This is a genomic window from Kineococcus xinjiangensis (assembly GCF_002934625.1).
Classification (GTDB): domain Bacteria; phylum Actinomycetota; class Actinomycetes; order Actinomycetales; family Kineococcaceae; genus Kineococcus_A; species Kineococcus_A xinjiangensis.
Window position 1 is genome coordinate 37,395 of the sequence record NZ_PTJD01000007.1, and the last position, 16,978, is coordinate 54,372.

A 16,978-nucleotide genomic window follows, 5' to 3' on the forward strand; every position below is an offset into this window, starting at 1 on the left:
GTGGAAGGCCCGTCACCCCCGTGGGGTGAGTGGACAGTGCAGTCCAGGCCGAGTCGAGCTCCCGCCGCGCAACCAGCGCGGCTCATGCAACGAGAGGGGTCACCATGGACGTCACCGTCACCGCCCAGGACCGTCAGAGCAGCACCAGCGACGAGGTGAGCCTCACGTCGGTGGCGAACCCGCGTCGCGTGCGCCTCTGAGCATCCAGCGACGCGTCGACGACGCTCCGGCGGGGCCGGTCCTCTCGAGGAGCGGCCCCGCCGTCGTTCGTCCGGGCGCCCTCAGCAGTCGTCGAGGACACCGGCCCCGCGCAGGCGGTGCATGAGCTCGAACCCGTCGCCGCCGGAGACCCGCGTCACGGACTCCGCCCCCGCGGGCACCGACAGCGGCTCCGTCGGGGACAGGCCGCTGGCGAGCAGCTTCTCCGTCGGCGTCAGCCGCCGGATCGCCACCGCAGCCACCTTCTCCGGGTGGGCCGCGGCGAAGTCGCCGTAGATCGCCGGGTCGTGCTGGCCGTCGTCGCCGACGAGCAGCCACGTGACGTTGGGCAGCTCCTCGACGAGGCGCTCCAGCGTGGTCCGCTTGTGGGTGCTGCCGTCGCGGAACCAGCCGGTGTTCGTCGGGCCCCAGTCCGTGAGCAGCAGGGGCCCCGGGGGGTAGCCCGAGCGGTCCAGGAAGCGGATCAGCGCCGGGGCGGCGTTCCACGCGCCCGTCGACAGGTACACCACCGGCGCCCCGTCGTGGCGGGCGAGCAGCTCGTGGTAGAGCTCGGCCATGCCCGGCACCGGCACACGGGCCTTCTCCGTCAGGACGAACGTGTTCCACGCCGCGAGCAGGGGACGCGGCAGGCGGGTGACGACGACCGTGTCGTCGATGTCGCTGAGCAGGCCCCGCACGGGCTCGGGCCCCACGACGATCACCGCGGCCTCACCGCTCGACTCCGGGGCCGCGTCGAACCGGTGCGCGCCGCCGCGGCGCTCCCCGCCCCGGCGGGCCAGGGACAGGTGCACCTGGTGCACCCCCGGCGGCAGGTCCACCTCGATGCGTTCGTCGACGTAGCCGCCGCGGTCGGTCGTGAGCACCCGGGGAGGCACGCCCGGAGCACCCGGGAACTGGACGACGACGGAGGCACCCGCCACCGGAACGGTCATGAAGTTGCGCCAGCCGCGGACAGCGCGCTCCGCAGCCGACTCCTGGCGCAGCGGCGAGGTGGGCCGCTGCGACAGCAGGACCCGGCCCATCACCCGCACCCAGCCGGGCCCGCCGTAGCCGGGATAGGCCAGCACCCGCGAGCGCCATCCCCGGGCCCGCAGCCGCCCGCCGAGGAAACCCTTGAGCGCGTCCTCGATGCGGGCGGCACGGTGCAGGCCGTGCTCCCCGGGCTCGAGGGGGGAGGTGAGGTCCGCGAGGTCCGCGTCGAGCTCGGGGGAGTGGCGGGCCAGCCGCTCCTGCACGTGCTCCGGGAGGCGGCGCAGCGGAGCCGGGCCGGTGCTGGTGGTTCCGGAGGTCATGTCCGGAACGCTACCCGCTGACGGCGCGACGTCACCTCGAAGTGCCCCCGGGCGCCCGCAGGGCACCGCCGGAACCTCGGCCGGTGCCGCAGCCGGCCCGGATCAGGCGGGTGCGAAGCCCTCTCGCAGCCGCTGCAGCCCCTCGTCGATGCCCACCCTGGGCGACCACTGCAGGACCTCGTGCGTGTGGCGCTGGTCGAACCAGTGCGCCGTCGACAGCTGCTCCGCGAGGAAGCTCGTCATCGGCGGCTCGTCCGGCAGGCGCAGCCGCGTCCAGGCGCGCTCCACCACGCCGCCGGCCGACTTCGCCACCGCCGAGGGCACCCGCCGCGCCGGGGCCGGGACCCCCGCCGCCTCGCAGATCGCGGAGAAGACCTCCGCCACCGTGCGCGGCTGGCCGTTGGTGACGACCAGCGCCTGCCCGCGCGCGTGCTCGATGCGGTCCAGCGCCGCCAGGAGGGCGTCCACGGCGTTGTCGACGTAGGTGGTGTCGATGAGGGCGGTGCCGTCGTCGAGGAGCGGCAGCCTGCCCGCGCGGGCCCGGTCGGCGATGCGCTGCACGAGCTGGGTGTCACCCGGTCCGAGGACGATGTGCGGGCGGATCGCGGTGACCGCGAGGCCGGGGGAGTCCGCCGCGAGCGCCAGCAGCTCCGCCTGAGCCTTGGTGCGGGCGTAGTTGCCGCGGGCGTGCTCCGGCTGCGCAGGCCCCGCCCCCTCGCCGACGATCGCCGAGCCCGTGTGTGCCACCGACGGGGAGGAGACGTGCACCAGGCGGCCGACACCCGCCCTGCGGCAGGCGTCGACGACCGTCGTGGTGCCCCGCACGTTCGCCTCGACGTACTCCGGCAGCGGCCCGGTGATGGACACCTTCGCCGCGAGGTGGATCACGCCGTCCACGCCCCGCACTGCCCGGTCCACGGCCGCGCGGTCGCTGACGCTGCCCAGCACCTCGGCGGCGCCGTCGATGCCCGCGGGGCGGCGCTGCAGCACCCGCACCTCGTCGCCGCGCGCCAGCAGCGCCTCGGCGGTGCGCCGGCCCAGCATCCCGCTGGCACCCGTGACCAGAACCCTCACAGCTCTCCCCGCTCCCCGGCCAGGACCCGCTCGGCCCACTCCGCCACGCGCGCCCGGTCGATCTTGGAGTTGTGCCGCACGTCGGTCGGCAGCGCCGGGACGAGGAGCACCGCCGCCAGGTCCCGGCCGGTCGCGGCGCGCACCGCCCGGGCCAGCGGCGGGGCGGCCACCGTGGTGCGGGCCACCGGCTCGTTCGCCTCCGCGACGACCACCAGCTGGCGGGCCGCGCGCGGACCCACGCCCACCAGGGCGGCCCGCGCGATCCCGTCGACGGTCTCCGCCCGCTGCTCGATGCCCACCGGGGTCACCACGCCGTCGCCGGTCACCACGATGTGGGCGAGGCGGCCCTCGATCCACAGCCGCCCCTGCTCGTCGAGGTGGCCGACGTCGCCCGTGCGGTGCCAGCGGCCGACCCCGAGGTCCTGCGGGGCCCGCACGCGGGTGCTGGCGAGCTGCGTCAGCCACAGCTGGTCGTAGTGGTCCTTGACGTGCTCGGCGCGCACGCACACCTCACCGGTCACCCCGGCGGTGGTGACGACCTCCTCCGCGGCGGCGCCGTCGGCGTCCAGCGGCGCAACGGCGGTCGTCACCCCCGGCAGCGGCAGGCCGACGCAGATGCCCTCGCCCTCCCCGGCCGCCAGCACCTCGGCCAGGGAGATGTCGGTGGCCGGCAGCACCTCCGTGGCGCCGTACGGCGTGCGGGGCTCGGCCAGCGGCATGAGCTCCTTCGCCCGCTGCTGCAGGCGCGGGTGCACGGGGGCGCCGGCGGACAGCAGCGTGCGCACCCCGGCCAGCGCCTCCCGCTGCGCCGCGTCGAGGTCGCCCGCGGTGGCGATGACGTTGGCCATGGCCGCCGGCGACAGGAATGCGGAGGAGGAGCCGCCTGCCACGACCGCGTCGGCGAGGGCCGCCGCCGTCAACGTCCGCGGCTTCGTGACGTCCATGTCCGGCACCACGCAGGTGGCGCCGAGGGCGGGGCCCATCAGGGCGAACGGCGCGAAGGCCGTCACCAGCCCGGAGTCGGGCCCGGTGCGGGTGACCTGCCCCATGGCGCGGGCGAAGAGGGCCATCTGCCGGTGGGTGTAGACGACGCCCTTCGCCGGCCCGGTGGAGCCGGAGGTGAAGAAGATCGCCGCGTGCGCCTCGGGGTCGGGCTCCGGGGGCAGCACGTCGGCGGGGTCGCGGCCGGCGAGCAGGCGGGCGCCGATCTCGGCGACCTCCAGCAGCGTCGTCGTCGCGCCCGTCAGCCGCAGCTTCGCGTCGGAGATCGGCCCGGCGGCGATCCGGCGGCCCGGCCAGCGCAGGGCGCGGGCGGCCAGCAGCGCCCGCTCGATGCCGATGACGTGGTCGGGCCCGGCGCCGTTCACCGCGCGGGTGAGCCCCTTCACGCCCAGCCCCGCGTCGGCGATCACCGCGACCGCACCGATGCGCAGGCAGGCGTAGAGCACCGCCGTCAGGTCCGCACCCGGGGGCACGAGCAGCGACACCCGCTGCCCGGGCAGCACGCCGTGCGCGGCCAGGCCGGCGGCGAGCTCGGTGGTGCGCCGATGCAGCAGCCGCCACGAGATGCGCCGCACGCTCGGGCCGTCGTCGCCGCCCCGGACCTCCACCACCACGTCGGCGTCGGAGTCGGCGCGCTCCTCGAGGAAGCGCCACAGGGGGCGGTACTCGCTCGGCACCCCGCCCGGCTGCGCCCGCTCGCGACCGCGCTCGGCGAGCCAGGTCAGCACCGCACCGGCCACGTCGGCGTCCTCGGGCAGGAGGTGGCCCTTGCCCTCGAAGCGGTGCACCACCGCGTGCGGCAGCCGGGCGCGCAGGTCGCGCAGGTAGTGCTCGGTGAAGACGGGGTCCTTCGGTCCCCACAGCAGCAGGGCGTCCACGTCGGCGAGGTGCACCAGGTCGGCGGCGAGCTCGTCGAGCCGCGCCTGGGTGGGGTGGTGGACGCCGGTGGGCACGTCGGCGACGAACGCCTCGATGCCCTGGCGGCGCTCCGGCGTGCGGTACGGCGCCCGGTAGGCCTCCTGCACCTCCGCCGGCGGGCGGGGGTGGGTCAGCGCCAGGGCGGTGCGCAGGAACGCGTCGGTGCGGCTCGTCACCAGGGGCAGCACCCCGGGGGCCGTCGCCACCTGCAGCGGCCCGGGCGGCGGCGCGCCCGCGGGGTGGGAGGCCGCGGTGTTGCACAGCGCGATGCCGTCGAGGTCGATCCCGTCGGGGCGGCTGCCGGGACCGTGCACCGACTCCGCCCAGCCCATGGCGATGACGCCGCCCCAGTCGTGCCCGACGACGACGACCCGCCCCGTCAGCTCCAGCGCCGCGACGAGGCCGCGCACGTCGCCGATGCGCTGCGCGAGGGTGCGCCGGGTTCCGGTGCGCTCGGAGAAGCCCATGTCGAGGTGGTCGGGGGCGATCACCCGCCAGCCCTCCGCCCGCGCCAGCAGGTCCCGCCACAGGTAGGACCACGTCGGGTTGCCGTGCAGGCACAGCAGCGTGCCCCGGCTGTCCTCGGGTGATCCCGTGTCGAGCACGTGCCAGGTCCGCACCTGCCCCTCGGCGTCGCGGCCCTCGACGAGGCGGGACCACTCCGGGCGCAGGCCGGGCAGCCCCGCCGGGGGCAGCTGGGCGGGGGCGGTTCCCCGCGCGGACGTCACCACGCGATCTCGATCATCGCGGAGTTCAGTCCGGAGCCGACGCCCATCGCGATGACCTTCTGCCCGCGGGCCAGTTCCGGCGCCGTCACGGCGAGGGTCATCGGCAGCGAGATCGGCCCGACGTTGCCCCAGCGGGGGAACGTGACGGGGACCTTGTCGGGGTCCATGCCGAGGCGCTTGACGACGGTGTCGGTGTGCACCTTGGAGATCTGGTGGATGACGAAGCGGTCCGCGTCGGCCCAGCCGAACTCCGCGTCGCCGTCGGCGAAGGCGTCCGCGACGATCTCGATGCCCTCGGTCAGCATGAGCTTGGCGTCGGTGCGCATGTGGTTCAGGTCGCCGATGCACAGCTCGTGGTGCGCGGTTCCGGCCTTGGCGGAGCCACCGACGACGCGGTGTGCCTCGGGGTGCTCGTCGAGGCGGCCGAGCACGGCGGCGGCGGCCCCGCAGCCCAGGGTCATCGTCGCGAACTGGTCGAGGAAGTCGCGGCGGGTGACCTCCGGGCGCGAGAGGCGCTCGATGGTGCCCTGGTGCATGGGCCGCACGTCCTCCGCGCCGAGCACGACCGCGTAGCGCACCGCCCCCGCGTCGATCATCGTCGCCGCGACCTGCAGGGCGTTGACCCAGCCGAGGCAGGCGTTGGTGATGTCGAAGTTCAGCGCCGAGCTGGGCAGGTCCATCGCGTGGTGCACGGCGGTCGCCACGGCGGGCTCCAGGTGGGGGCGCGTCACCGTCGTGTTGATGATGAGGCCGACGTCGCCGGGCTGGACCCCGGCCTCGGACAGCGCCTTCAGCCCGCACTCGGCCGCGGCCTCGGGTGCGCCGCTGTCGCTGGACCACCAGCGGCGCTCCGAGACGCCCGCGACCTTCTCCAGCAGGCCGGGCCTGAGCCGTAGCCGCTCCAGCGTGGGCGCGAGCACCTCGTCGAAGTAGGAGGAGGGCACCACGACGGGCGCCTCCAGGCTCGCGATCGACAGCAGCGCGGCGTTGCTCTGCCGGTAGAGGGTGCTTCCAGCGCGGCCCGCGCGCTGCGCGTTGGGCGTGGAGCTCCCGTGCGAGTTGCCGTTCAAGGGCGTCCCCAAGTCCGTGGTGCCGAGGTGATGTGGAGGGCAAGGCTAACCGGCAACCGCCCCCTCGGCCCGTCGCCCTCAGCGGGGGCCCGGCGCGCCGCCGCCCGCACGGGTGGGGGTGGGGACGCGCGCGCCGGCCGACCGCCAGCGCGCGGCCGCCGCCGCCAGGGCCGCACGTGCTGCGGCGGTCTCCGCTGCGGCGGGCGGCGCGGGCGCGTAGCAGGCCCGTTCGGCGACGGCGACGGCCTCGGCGGCGGCCGGCTCCCCGAGAGCGCGCAGCCGCCACCCGAAGGTGCGCAGGTCCTCCGCCGGCCCCCGTGCCGCCCGGTGCGGGGCGAGGGCCGCGTCGAGGTCGGCGAGCGCTGCCAGCAGTGCGGTCGGGGCCGCCGCGGGCGCCGGGGGCCCGATGGGTCGGCCCGGGCGCCGGCGCCGGCGCAGCAGCAGGCCGGCGGCGACCGCCAGCGCGACACCCGCCGGCAGCGGCCATCCGTCGGGCGGGAGCTGCCGCAGCCAGGAGCCGGCCGCGGCCCACGCCGTGGCGGGGGCTGCGGTGCTGCCGGCCGTGGGGTCGGAGGTCGTCCAGCCCTGGCCGGGGATCCACACCTCGACCCAGGCGTGGGCGTCTCGGGCGCGCAGCACCCGGCGCCCGTCATCCCGGGTCTCGCCGCCCGCGAAGCCGGTGACGATGCGCGCGGGGACCCCGGCGGAGCGCAGCAGGACGACCTCGGCGCTGGCGAAGTGCTCGCAGAAGCCGAGCCGCTGGTCGAAGAGGAAGGCGTCGACGGCGTCCTGCCCGGGCGCCGGGACGGGCGCGTCGAGGGTGTAGCGGGCCGTGGCGCGCAGGTGCTCCTCGACGGCGCGCACGTGGGCCCACCGGTCCGGTGCCCCGGCGGCGAGCCGGGCCGCGAGGTCGTGCACCCGCTGCGGCAGCTCCGGCGGCAGGTGCAGCGCGGACGCGGTGTCCGCGGGGTGCGCGGCTGCCCCCGGCTCGGACCCCGGCCGCGCCCCGGAGCCGGGGACCTCGGTGGCCACGACGGTGTAGCTGCCCGCGGTGCCGGCCACCAGCAGCAGCGCGGAGCCGTCGACGCCGACCGGGGAGTCGACGCGCGCCGCCCGGGGGAAGCCGGGGAAGACGGCCGCGGGGTAGTCGCCGAGGGTGACGACCTGGTCGGTGCGCTCGGCCGCGGCCTGCGGCACGTCCGCGTCCACGGCGACATAGCCCTGGGCGTCGGCGTACCAGGACGTGCTCGGGCGCGAGGCCGTCCACCCCCGCCCGTCGTAGGTGTCGAGGACGCCGGAGCGCCACCACGCCGGGGAGTCGGCGGGCACGGCCAGCAGCGGCTCGTCGCCCAGGGCGCCGCGGGAGTTCAGGTCCATGCGGCCGCCGGCGTAGGCGGCGGCCCGCCGCTGCCCGCCGCTCCCCGGTCCGGTAGCGGCGGCGCTCTCGGTTCCGGCGAGACGCTCCGCCAGGGCCTCCAGCGCCCCGCCGCCGCTGGGCACCGGGACGAGGAGGAGCAGCGCGAGGGCCAGGGCGGTGGCCGTCAGCACGGGGGTGCCGGCGCGGGCGGGGCGCCGCTGCGCGGGGTCGGCGCCGTCGCCGGGCCGCACCGGGAACGCCACGGCCGCGGCGCTCAGCGCCGGGGCGTGGGCGCGGACGAGGCCGACGGTCAGGGCGAGCCAGGTCACCACGAGCACGGGCGCCAGCGCCGGGCCGGGCTGCAGCCCCGCCGCGAGCACCGTCGCGGACGTGCCGAGCAGGAGCTGGGCGCGCAGGTGCCGGGCGGTGGTGGCCGCCGCGGCGCAGCTGGCCCCTCCGCCGAGGACCAGCAGGGGCAGGCCGGGCAGCCCCGTCGGCGGGTTCCCGCCGCTGCCGGCCAGCCACCAGGTGAGGAGGCAGCACAGCGCCAGCAGCACCCAGGCGGCGCGCTGGCGGGTCCGGACGCCGGCGGGGCTTGCGGCCAGCAGGCAGGAGGCGGCGGCTGCGACCTGCACGGCGGCCGCGAGCAGGGCCGCCCACACCGGCAGCACGCCCGTGGCGGCGAAGGCCCACGGGCCGCAGAGCAGGGTGACGAGCGCGCAGCCCCGCAGCACCCCGGTCCCGTCGCCAGCCGCTCCCCGGGAGTCCGGGTGCGGTGCGCTCACGCCGGCACCGGCTGCGGGAGGACCCCCACCTCGGCGCAGGAGGCGAGCAGGACGGTGCCGCCCGGGCCCGCCCAGCGCCGCGCCCGTGCGAGCAGCTCCTCGTCGGCGGACGTGGCGGGCCCGAGCGCGGCCAGCCAGTCCAGCAGTTCCGTCGCCCCGGCGGGGGCGCGATCCAGGCCCGCGGTGACCACGGCCCCGCCGGGCATGTTCGCGAGCACGGCGACCTCCCGCCCGGTGCGCGCCTGCCCGGCGAGCTCCTGTCCCAGCCGGCCCAGGAGCACCTCCCCGTGCGCGGCGTCGGGGTGCGCGCCGGCCGGAGTGCCGAGCGGACCGTCGAGGACGACGGCGAGGCGGGGCAGGCAGGCCGGTTCGCGCTCGCGCGCCACGGGCACGCCCCGGCGGGCGGTGCTGCGCCAGTGCACGTCGGCGGGCCGGTCGCCGCTGCGCCAGGGCCGGATCCCATCGGGATGGCCGGCCGGCCGGGACGCCGCCGCCCGGGTCTCCCCGGTGGGCAGGGGTGCGCGCGGGCCGTCGGGCGCGCTCGGGTGGACGACGACGCGGTGCGCGACGGGGTGCAGGGCCTCGCGCGCGACGACTCCGAACGGGTCGGTGGCCAGCACGTGGACCGTCCCGAGCCGGGTCGCGGCCCGGTGCACCGCGAGGCGGGCGACGGCAACGGCGGCGCAGGCGCCGGGGGCGAGGGCGGGCACGGCGACCTCCGCGTCGGCGAGGCCGGAGGTGCGCAGGACCAGGCGGGCCGCGCCCGTGCCGCGCGCGCGGTGGCCGGCGGTGGCGCGCACGGTGACGAGGTGCTCGACCGTGGCGCCCGCGACGGTGCGCAGCGGCCCGTCGACCTCGACGACGAGGCCGTCGAGGCGCGGGCGCAGCAGCAGTCCCGTGAGCAGCACCGCGGCGGCCGCGGCGGCCACGGCTCCCAGCCAGGGGTTTCCGAGCGCCAGGGTCACGAGGCCCGCGGCGGCCACGGCGTACGCGGTGCACCTGCCCCCGACGGTCAGGCGCAGCCCGCCGGCCCGGGCGGTCCGCCTGGGGGTGCGTCCTCTCATCGGGGCAGCGCGACGGGGACCTGCTGCACGATGCGCGCGACGACCTCCTGCTGGAGCAGGGCCGTGGCCTGGGTGCCGTGCTGGGGTTCGGCGAGGACGAGGCGGTGCGCCAGCACGGGCACGGCGAGCGCCTGCACGTCTCCGGGGGTGGCGTAGTCGCGGCCCTCGAGCACGGCGCGGGCCTGCGCGCACCGCACGAGGGTGATGGCGGCGCGCGCGCTGGCCCCGAGCAGCACCCGCGCGTCGGAGCGGGTGGCGCGGACCACGTCGACGGCGTGCTCGACGACGGCGTCGGCGACGTGGACGTCGCGCACGGCCGCGCGCAGCGCACGCAGCCCGGCGGGGTCGGTCACGGGGGGCAGGTGGTCGACCGTGGCGGCCCGCAACTGCTCCCGGACGACCTGCCGTTCGTCGCGGGCGCTGAGGGGGCCGAGGACGACCCGCACGGCGAAGCGGTCGAGCTGGCCCTCGGGCAGCGGGTAGGTGCCGACCTGCTCCACGGGGTTCTGGGTGGCCAGGACGACGAACGGGTCCGGCAGCGGGTGGCGCACGCCGTCGACGGTGACGGCGCCCTCCTCCATGGCTTCGAGGAAGGCCGACTGGCTGCGCGGCGAGGTGCGGTTGAGCTCGTCGACCAGCAGGACGTGGCTGAAGACCGGGCCGGGCACGAACCGGAAGGCCCCCTGGCCGGCGTCCCAGACGCCACCGCCGGTGATGTCGGCGGGCAGCAGGTCGGAGGTGGCCTGCACCCGGCCGAAGCCGGCGCCGACCGCGCGGGCGAACGCCTTGGCCATGGTGGTCTTGCCGCTGCCGGGCACGTCCTCGACGAGGACGTGGCCGCCGGCGAGCACCGCCGTGGCGACCAGCTCCACCGCGGCGCGGCGTCCCCGCACGACCTGCTCGACGGCGTCGACGAGGGCCCGTGCCGCTGCGGCGGGGGTGGTGTCCACGGTTCGAGCATGGGCGTGAACCGCCGCGGTCCTCACCCGTAGCGGGGCCCGGTCCACCGTCTGGAGCACCGCCGGTGGCCCGTCCGGCGCAGCCCGGGGGACCGCCCCGGCGGACGAGCGATCACGGTCCCCGTGCTAGAGTCATGCTCGCTTCGAACGGCCCGGAAGGGTCGGTCGGGCCACTCGTCCGGGTGGCGGAATTGGCAGACGCGCTAGCTTGAGGTGCTAGTCCTCGTAAGAGGGTGGGGGTTCAAGTCCCCCCTCGGACACTCACGGCCTGGGTCATGACCCGGGCCGTTCTTCTTGGTCCACTCTCCTGAACTTCTCGCTCCGTCGCGGGCGGCAGCGTGCCCCCGCGGCGTCCTGGCCGATGTGCTCGACGACGTTCCGCCTCCTCACTGCCGTGCGTGGTGGTGCTGGAGGAACCGGGCGAGTTGGGCAGGGGGCATGGGGCGCGCGAGCAGGAACCCCTGGCCGTTGACTCCCGGGGGGAGGGCTTGGAGCTGCTCCTCCGTCTCGATGCCTTCGACGACGCAGTCGATGTGCAGGTCGCGAGCGAGGCCGGTCACCGCGGTGACGATGCTGGCGCTGATCCGGTCGTGGGGGAGGCCCGCGGTGAAGGAGCGGTCGACCTTGACGCCGGTGACGGGGAGTTCGGCGAGGTAGCGCAGGCTCGCGTAACCCGTTCCGAAGTCGTCGATGTCGATCTTGATGCCGTGGGCCCGGATCGTGTGCAGGGCGGCCATGGTCGCGGGGCCGGCGTCGAGCAGTGCCGTCTCGGTCAGCTCCAGGGTGAGCAGGTGGGGTGCGAGGCCGCTGCGTGTGAGAGCGGTCGTGAGGTCGTGGACGAGGTCGCTGCGGGCGGCCTGGCGCGCGCTGAGGTTGACGGAGACGCTGAGGTGGCGCCAGGCGGGCGTGACGGCGTGGAGGTCGGCGAGGTCCTGACAGGCGGTCTGGAGGACGTGTCTGCCCAGCTCGGCGATGAGCCCGACCTCTTCGGCGAGGGGGATGAACTGGTCGGGGCCGATGGCCTCGCCGGCGTCGTCGTGGAGCCGGGCCAGTGCTTCGACACCGACGACCCGCGTGCTGGTGAGGTCCAGGATGGGTTGGTAGACCACCGTGAGGGCTGACGGGTCGCCACCTGCGCCCGCAGGGACGGTCACCCCGGTCGGGCGGGCTGCGCCGCGCAGTGCGCCTGCTCGCCGCGTCAGGGCAGCGCGCAGGGTGCCCTCGATGTGGGCGCGCCGGGCGATGGTCGCGGTGAAGGTGTCGTCGTAGACGGCACTGGTGTTCTTGCCGCGGGACTTGGCCCGGTACATCGCCCTGTCCGCGTCGCGGAGCGCCTCGGCCGGGTCGGCGGCGGCGTCGGCGAACGTGATGCCGATGGAGACGGTGACGTAGTGCTGCACGCCGTCGACGGCGACGGGTTCACGGACGGCGCCCTGGATGCGGTCCGCTGCGCGGAGGGCGTCGATGCGTGCCTGGTCGGGCGTCCGTTGCGGGGAGGGTTCGAGGACGACGACGAACTCGTCGCCGCTGAGGCGGGCGATGGTGTCCTCCGGCCGCAGGGTGGCGCGGAGGCGCTCGGCGGTGGCGATGAGGACGGTGTCGCCACCGCGGTGGCCGGAGGTGTCGTTGACGCGCTTGAACCCGTCGAGGTCGCAGTAGAGGATCGCGACGTGGGCGCCGTTGCGGGCCGCCCTGGAGAGCGCGCTGGTCAGGCGGTCGAGGAGCAGCCGGCGGTTGGGCAGGCCGGTGAGGTCGTCGTGGAGGCTGGCGGCGAGGATCCGTTCCTCGGCGGTGACCGCCTCCGTGATGTCCTGTGCGATGCCGAGGATCTGGGTGACGGCACCGCTGGCGTCGCGCGCGAAGGGAGTGACCTGACGGGAGAGCCAGCGGTACTCCCCGCCGGCGTCCTTGACGCGGAAGCGGATGCGCACCACCTCGCCGTCGGCGACCTCACGGATCTGCCGGTTGGCGCGCGTGAGCGTCTCGATGTCGTCGGGGTGGGCTATCGCCGCGACAATGTCGCTGCCCATGTCGCGCAGCTGCTCGGCCGTGTAGCCGTAACCCTCGAAGACGTTGCGGGAGATCCACAGGATCGCGTTCGTCGCGGGATCGACGAGGTAGATCAGGTCGGGAGTGGCGGCGAGGACGGCGTCGTGGAAGGCGACGCTGGCCTGCAGTTCCCGTTGTGCTCGCCGTTCGCTGGTGACGTCGGTGACCGCCGCGACGGCACCGAGGAGGGTGCCGTCCTCGGCCGTGATGCGACGAGCGGTGACCAGGACGTCGCGGAGCTCGTGGTCGGCGCACCCTGCGGGACCGAAGCGGAGGGAGACGTCCTGCAGTTCTTCGCCGTCGAGCGCCCGCAGGAGCGGAGACGACGTCACCTCCATCTCCGCGCCCTCGGCGCTGACGATGCGCAGCCGGGTCCAGACGTGATCGTGCTCGAGCAGGTCGCCGCCCGACACTCCGCTCATGCGGCGCTGCGCGGCATTGCGGAGGACGATCCTGCCGTCGGCGTCGCACGCGAGCACCCCCACGTTGACCGCCTCGAGGATGGCGGTGCTGAAGGTGTCGGGGCGTGCGTCCCGAGCGGCCGGCCCCTTCGGTCGAGCCCGCGCTCGGGCGCTGAGCCGTGCGCGGGTGCGGGCGAGGTGCTCCCTCACCCGCCGCCCGATCCCCGCACCATCAGTCATAGCACCTCACTCTAGGTGAGCGGCGGTCCGGTGTGGGGCGGCCCGCACCCCGCGCCCCGACCTCCGGCGAGCGGCCCTCCAGCATGATCGCCACCCGGGCCCAGCAGGGAGCGGCGGCGAAGCCGCGACGCTTCGCGGTGTCCTGGCCGCCGTGTCGGGCGACCTCCCGCCGACGGGGCGGCGGTCACCTCACGCGGGGGTCTTCAGGCCTCGCCGGAGGAGCACGGAGACCGCCGGGTACCCGGCGATCAGCCCCAGCACCAGGCCGACCTGCATGAGGAACACGAAGGAGACGTCGGTGGGGTGCGGCATGAGCCCGGCGAAGTGCAGGACCAGCATCCAGCCGAGCATGCCGACGTCGAAGGCGAGCACGGTGAGGAAGGCGACGGCCACTGCGCTCCCCGCGCCGCCGGCCGTGGACGCTCGGCGCTGTCGCAGCGAGTGCTCCATCAGCGTGAGAACGGCGACGGCGAGCAGCGTGATGACGGCGATCATCGCCCAGAGCGCGTCGCCGGCGAGGGTGAGCCCGGTGAGCAGGACGAGGGGTACGCCGACGAGGTGCGCGATCGCCGAGGCCGCCCCGCCGAGCAGGCCACCGCGCACGGCTGCCCGCTGACCACTCGCGGTGTCCGAGTCGTGCCGTCGGGTCGCGTGATGGCCGGTCCCCGGGGAGGCGTCGATCCCCGGCCCCACGGGTGGTCGGGGCTCGCCGGCCCGCTGGAACATCCAGAGGGCCACGGGGCCGAGGTACGTGGCGCCGAGGAGCCATGCCAGCTCCATGATGCGCGAGCGCTGTCGTGGGCCCCGGACGAAGATCAGGTAGAGCATCGTCGCGGTCGAGATCGCGGTCAGTGCGATGTACGCCCACGCGAGGGGGGACACCCACGCAGGAAGTCCCGCCCCGTGCTCGTTCATGTCCATCGTCGTCCTGCCTCGGGAGTTCTGCCGGCGGTGGGCCGCGGTCACCCGCCCTCAGGGGGCACGGGCGGGTTCCGCGGCGGCAACGCCTGCTCGGTGGCCTCACGTGCCTCTTCGCCGCGGCCTCGACAACGCTACCCCCCGGGGGGTAGCGAACGCCACTTCGTCGATGTGCGTCCCAAACTGGCGATTCCAGGCTGTTCGCGTTGCTACCCCCAGGGGGTTGACCTACGATGAGGGAAGATCGAGCCGATGGAGGACACATGAGTGAAGCCCTGTACGCCCTCGCCCTGCTGGCGTGCCCGGTCGGGATGGGACTGGTGATGTGGTTCCTGGTCCGCGGCATGCGACAGCCCGAACAGACGCCGGCAGACGTCAAGAGCAAGCAGGTGGAGCTGATGCGCCTCCAGGCGGAGATCGACCAGCTGGAGGCGGAGCGCACCCACCGCCGCAGTGAGCCCGCAGGCAACCACCCCGCATGACCGAGCTCCTGCTGCCGGCGACCACCCTGATCGCCGTGCTCGGCGCGACGTACTTCTTCTGCCTCCGGCCGATGCGCCGGGGCCGATGCGCCATGGCCATGGCTGCCGGTGCAGGTCGTTCGTGCAACGAGATCGACTCCGTCGACCGGGATCTGGCCCAGGCCCGTGAGCGGTTGGCGCAGCTTCGCGTCACCGCTGCCCGACCCTCCAGCCACACGGCTGCACGCGTGAGCGGGAGCCGCCCCGAGGGTCCCTGATCAGGAATGAGGACCGACCATGCCCCGCACACCCACCCGGCGCGCACTCACAGTGCTCGCCGCCGCGACCCTCACCGCTGGTGTCGGAGCCGGGGCGGCCTACGCCGGACACCGCTCTGACGCCGAGGCGGCGTCGCCCTCGCCGTCGATGATGGACCGGCCGATGATGGACCGGCCGATGATGGACCGGCCGATGATGGACCGGCCGATGATGGACCGGCCGATGATGGGCGGAGACGGGCATCCCCGGATGGGTGCCTTCAGCGCGGAACAGCCGTTCGACGCGCAGTTCCTGGATCAGATGTCCGTGCACCACCGCGGTGCGCTGATGTCCACCGAGGCGATGATCGCCGACTCCGCCCGTCCGGAGCTCCGGGAGCTGGCGGCCGGCATGCTCACGAGTCAGCGTGCGCAGCTGGACCGGATGCTGTCCTGGCGCGGTGAGTGGTATCCGGATCTGCCCCCGACGTTCCCGACGGGGGAGGGGATGATGGACCGGCCGATGATGGGCGGCTCCATGATGGGGAAGCGCATGATGGGCGGGTCGGCCGACGCGGAGGCGATGTACCTCCGGATGATGGTCGCCCACCATCGGCTGGGTGTGGAGATGGCCGAGGAAGCTCAGCGCCGGGCCACCCACCCGCGACTGCGGGAACTGGCGGCGAGCATGGGCGCGGAGCGGGCGGCCGAGATCGAGGTGATGGAGAGCCACCTCGCCGGGGCGACCGCACCCGGACGGTCCTGACCCCGAGACGCCCTGCTGCGACCGCCAGCGGACGAGCGACGGAAAGGGCCGCCCGAGCTCTGCGGAGACGCGCGTGTGGAGATCGCTCAGCGACGGCGGTCGATGACCTTCATCAGTTCGTCGTAGATCAGCGGGTCGCCACTGGTGATGGAGTCCGTGACGCAGCGCTCGAGGTAGTTGCGTGTGATCACCCGCGCTGCGCCGTCCAGCGCCTTCTGGACTGCCGAGATCTGCGTGAGCACGTCGACGCAGTAGCGGTCCTCGTTCACCATGCGTGCGATACCGTGCACCTGCCCCGCGGCCTTGGCCAGGCGCAGCAGGACGTCCTTGCGCCGCTCGGGATCCATCATCGGCCGAGCGTCGTCGGCGCAGTCGGTGGGGCAGCCGTCGGCGGTTGCGGGAGCGGGCCGGGACGCGGAGCCCCCGTCGAGTGCCTGCGCCGCCGCGGAAGCCGCCGCCACGCTCGACGCCAGTGCCTCCGAGGACCACCGGGCCTCAGTGGCGTCTGCGCTGGGGGGCGGCGGTGCCGCGCTCCCGGCCCGCGGTCCGTGATCCTGCAGGGCATCCTCGCGCCGGCCCACGCTCGTCTCCCTCGTCCCCTCGACCACTACCCCCCCATGGTAGGTGAGATCCGCCTCCTGCGGTGAGTGGATCACTGCCGGTCGTGCCGCCGCCCACGCTCAGGTGTGGTGGGGGCTGCGCGAGCGATGCACGGAGGCGTCGACGGGTCCGCGCATCGGCCCGTCCTCCACTCCACCGCCCCAGCACAGGCGGCCGCGCCTACCATGGACGTCGTGAGCGTGGCCGGCGGGCAGTCCGGGGGGCCGGAGATCCGGGGCGCGGACCACACCTGGCTCGTCGAGCGCGTCGAGCGCCTCAGCGACGACCGCCTGCGCGCGGAGCGCGATCCCGTGGTGCTGCTGCGCACCCTCGTCGACGCGGGGGAGCGCGCCTTCGTCGTCGAAGCCAGGCACGAGGTGGTCATCGTGTTCTTCGTCCGCGGTGTCTGGTGGGCTGCGACGATGCCGGTCAAGGGCCGCGCCGACCAGACCTCCGGAAACTTCATGCGCTTCAGGTCCGCCCCGGCCGCCGCGCACGCACCTCGCAGCACCTACGGATGGCAGCACTGGTCGGCGTACGTGCGCCGCCGCCACCTGGAGTCGGTCTCCCTGCTCGGGCCCGCCGACTCCGCGACGACTCTCGCCGAGCAGATCATCGACCACGTCCGCAGCGACGTGCAGGAACACCTGGTCGCCGCCGCGCTCGCCGGGCTGACCGACGAGGACCGCGCGGCAGCGGAGTTCCTCCTCGCCTTCGCCGGGCACCCGGTGGACCCCGACCTGCGGGCCGTCCCCGTGACGGTCGTGCACCCCGGGCGGGTTCAAGGCACCGAGTGACCCGTGGGCGCGAACGCCGGG

General features: G+C 75.4%; 14 protein-coding genes and 1 tRNA gene. 5 read left to right on the forward strand and 10 right to left on the reverse strand.

Features of this window, described 5'->3' with window-relative positions:
• Positions 1-281: 281 nt before the first annotated feature.
• The 7 genes from CLV92_RS10900 to CLV92_RS10930 all read right to left on the reverse strand — a co-directional run bounded on the left by CLV92_RS10900 (position 282) and on the right by CLV92_RS10930 (position 10,459).
• Positions 282-1,511: an App1 family protein phosphatidate phosphatase gene (locus CLV92_RS10900; protein WP_104432868.1), complete on the reverse strand. Its 1,230-nt coding sequence runs from the start codon at positions 1,509-1,511 to the stop codon at positions 282-284.
• A gap of 102 nt (positions 1,512-1,613) precedes the next feature.
• A complete protein-coding gene (locus tag CLV92_RS10905; RefSeq protein ID WP_104432869.1) occupies positions 1,614-2,585 on the reverse strand; it encodes an NAD-dependent epimerase/dehydratase family protein in 972 nt (323 codons plus the stop codon).
• A complete protein-coding gene (locus tag CLV92_RS10910; protein WP_211291049.1) occupies positions 2,582-5,236 on the reverse strand; it encodes an alpha/beta fold hydrolase in 2,655 nt (884 codons plus the stop codon). The genes CLV92_RS10905 and CLV92_RS10910 overlap by 4 nt, the downstream gene beginning before the upstream one ends.
• Complete coding sequence (locus tag CLV92_RS10915; RefSeq protein WP_104432870.1) at positions 5,230-6,303, reverse strand: 3-oxoacyl-ACP synthase III; 1,074 nt, start codon at positions 6,301-6,303, stop codon at positions 5,230-5,232. Before CLV92_RS10915 ends, CLV92_RS10910 begins: the two co-directional genes overlap by 7 nt.
• 78 nt (positions 6,304-6,381) lie before the next feature.
• Positions 6,382-8,445 (reverse strand): transglutaminase TgpA family protein, encoded by a 2,064-nt coding sequence (locus tag CLV92_RS10920; RefSeq protein WP_104432871.1) that lies wholly within the window; start codon positions 8,443-8,445, stop codon positions 6,382-6,384.
• Positions 8,442-9,509 (reverse strand): DUF58 domain-containing protein, encoded by a 1,068-nt coding sequence (locus CLV92_RS10925; protein ID WP_104432872.1) that lies wholly within the window; start codon positions 9,507-9,509, stop codon positions 8,442-8,444. Before CLV92_RS10925 ends, CLV92_RS10920 begins: the two co-directional genes overlap by 4 nt.
• A complete protein-coding gene (locus CLV92_RS10930) occupies positions 9,506-10,459 on the reverse strand; it encodes an AAA family ATPase (RefSeq protein ID WP_245886704.1) in 954 nt (317 codons plus the stop codon). The genes CLV92_RS10925 and CLV92_RS10930 overlap by 4 nt, the downstream gene beginning before the upstream one ends.
• 185 nt (positions 10,460-10,644) lie before the next feature.
• On the opposite strand from CLV92_RS10930, the gene CLV92_RS10935 reads away from it, so the two are divergent.
• Positions 10,645-10,728: transfer RNA gene (locus CLV92_RS10935), tRNA-Leu, on the forward strand.
• 126 nt (positions 10,729-10,854) lie between these two features.
• Here the strand turns inward: CLV92_RS10935 and CLV92_RS10940 are convergent.
• Entirely contained in the window at positions 10,855-13,158 is a 2,304-nt protein-coding gene (locus tag CLV92_RS10940; protein WP_104432874.1) for a putative bifunctional diguanylate cyclase/phosphodiesterase, read from the reverse strand.
• A 189-nt stretch (positions 13,159-13,347) separates the two neighbouring features.
• Positions 13,348-14,073, reverse strand: a complete 726-nt coding sequence (locus CLV92_RS10945) for a DUF4396 domain-containing protein (protein WP_158257204.1) — start codon at positions 14,071-14,073, stop codon at positions 13,348-13,350.
• Positions 14,074-14,339: 266 nt separating this feature from the next.
• On the opposite strand from CLV92_RS10945, the gene CLV92_RS10950 reads away from it, so the two are divergent.
• The 3 genes from CLV92_RS10950 to CLV92_RS10960 are packed head-to-tail and all read left to right on the forward strand — an operon-like array spanning position 14,340 to position 15,560.
• The gene (locus CLV92_RS10950) at positions 14,340-14,558 is read left to right on the forward strand and encodes a hypothetical protein (RefSeq protein WP_104432876.1); all 219 of its coding nucleotides are present in this window, start codon (positions 14,340-14,342) and stop codon (positions 14,556-14,558) included.
• The gene (locus CLV92_RS10955) at positions 14,555-14,815 is read left to right on the forward strand and encodes a hypothetical protein (protein ID WP_104432877.1); all 261 of its coding nucleotides are present in this window, start codon (positions 14,555-14,557) and stop codon (positions 14,813-14,815) included. The genes CLV92_RS10950 and CLV92_RS10955 overlap by 4 nt, the downstream gene beginning before the upstream one ends.
• Before the next feature lie 19 nt (positions 14,816-14,834).
• Positions 14,835-15,560: a DUF305 domain-containing protein gene (locus CLV92_RS10960; RefSeq protein ID WP_104432878.1), complete on the forward strand. Its 726-nt coding sequence runs from the start codon at positions 14,835-14,837 to the stop codon at positions 15,558-15,560.
• 86 nt (positions 15,561-15,646) lie between these two features.
• Here CLV92_RS10960 and CLV92_RS10965 read toward each other — a convergent pair whose 3' ends face one another.
• Complete coding sequence (locus CLV92_RS10965) at positions 15,647-15,910, reverse strand: metal-sensitive transcriptional regulator (RefSeq protein WP_104433038.1); 264 nt, start codon at positions 15,908-15,910, stop codon at positions 15,647-15,649.
• Between the two features lie 444 nt (positions 15,911-16,354).
• On the opposite strand from CLV92_RS10965, the gene CLV92_RS10970 reads away from it, so the two are divergent.
• Positions 16,355-16,957 (forward strand): hypothetical protein, encoded by a 603-nt coding sequence (locus CLV92_RS10970; RefSeq protein WP_146099493.1) that lies wholly within the window; start codon positions 16,355-16,357, stop codon positions 16,955-16,957.
• Positions 16,958-16,978: the final 21 nt, after the last annotated feature.

Coding starts and splice junctions, on each gene's coding strand:
- CLV92_RS10960 (WP_104432878.1), top strand. CDS start 14,835: ATGCCCCGCACACCCACCCGGCGCGCACTCACAGTGCTCGCCGCCGCG.
- CLV92_RS10925 (WP_104432872.1), bottom strand. CDS start 9,509: ATGAGAGGACGCACCCCCAGGCGGACCGCCCGGGCCGGCGGGCTGCGC.
- CLV92_RS10940 (WP_104432874.1), bottom strand. CDS start 13,158: ATGACTGATGGTGCGGGGATCGGGCGGCGGGTGAGGGAGCACCTCGCC.
- CLV92_RS10950 (WP_104432876.1), top strand. CDS start 14,340: ATGAGTGAAGCCCTGTACGCCCTCGCCCTGCTGGCGTGCCCGGTCGGG.
- CLV92_RS10955 (WP_104432877.1), top strand. CDS start 14,555: ATGACCGAGCTCCTGCTGCCGGCGACCACCCTGATCGCCGTGCTCGGC.
- CLV92_RS10945 (WP_158257204.1), bottom strand. CDS start 14,073: ATGAACGAGCACGGGGCGGGACTTCCTGCGTGGGTGTCCCCCCTCGCG.
- CLV92_RS10900 (WP_104432868.1), bottom strand. CDS start 1,511: ATGACCTCCGGAACCACCAGCACCGGCCCGGCTCCGCTGCGCCGCCTC.
- CLV92_RS10965 (WP_104433038.1), bottom strand. CDS start 15,910: ATGATGGATCCCGAGCGGCGCAAGGACGTCCTGCTGCGCCTGGCCAAG.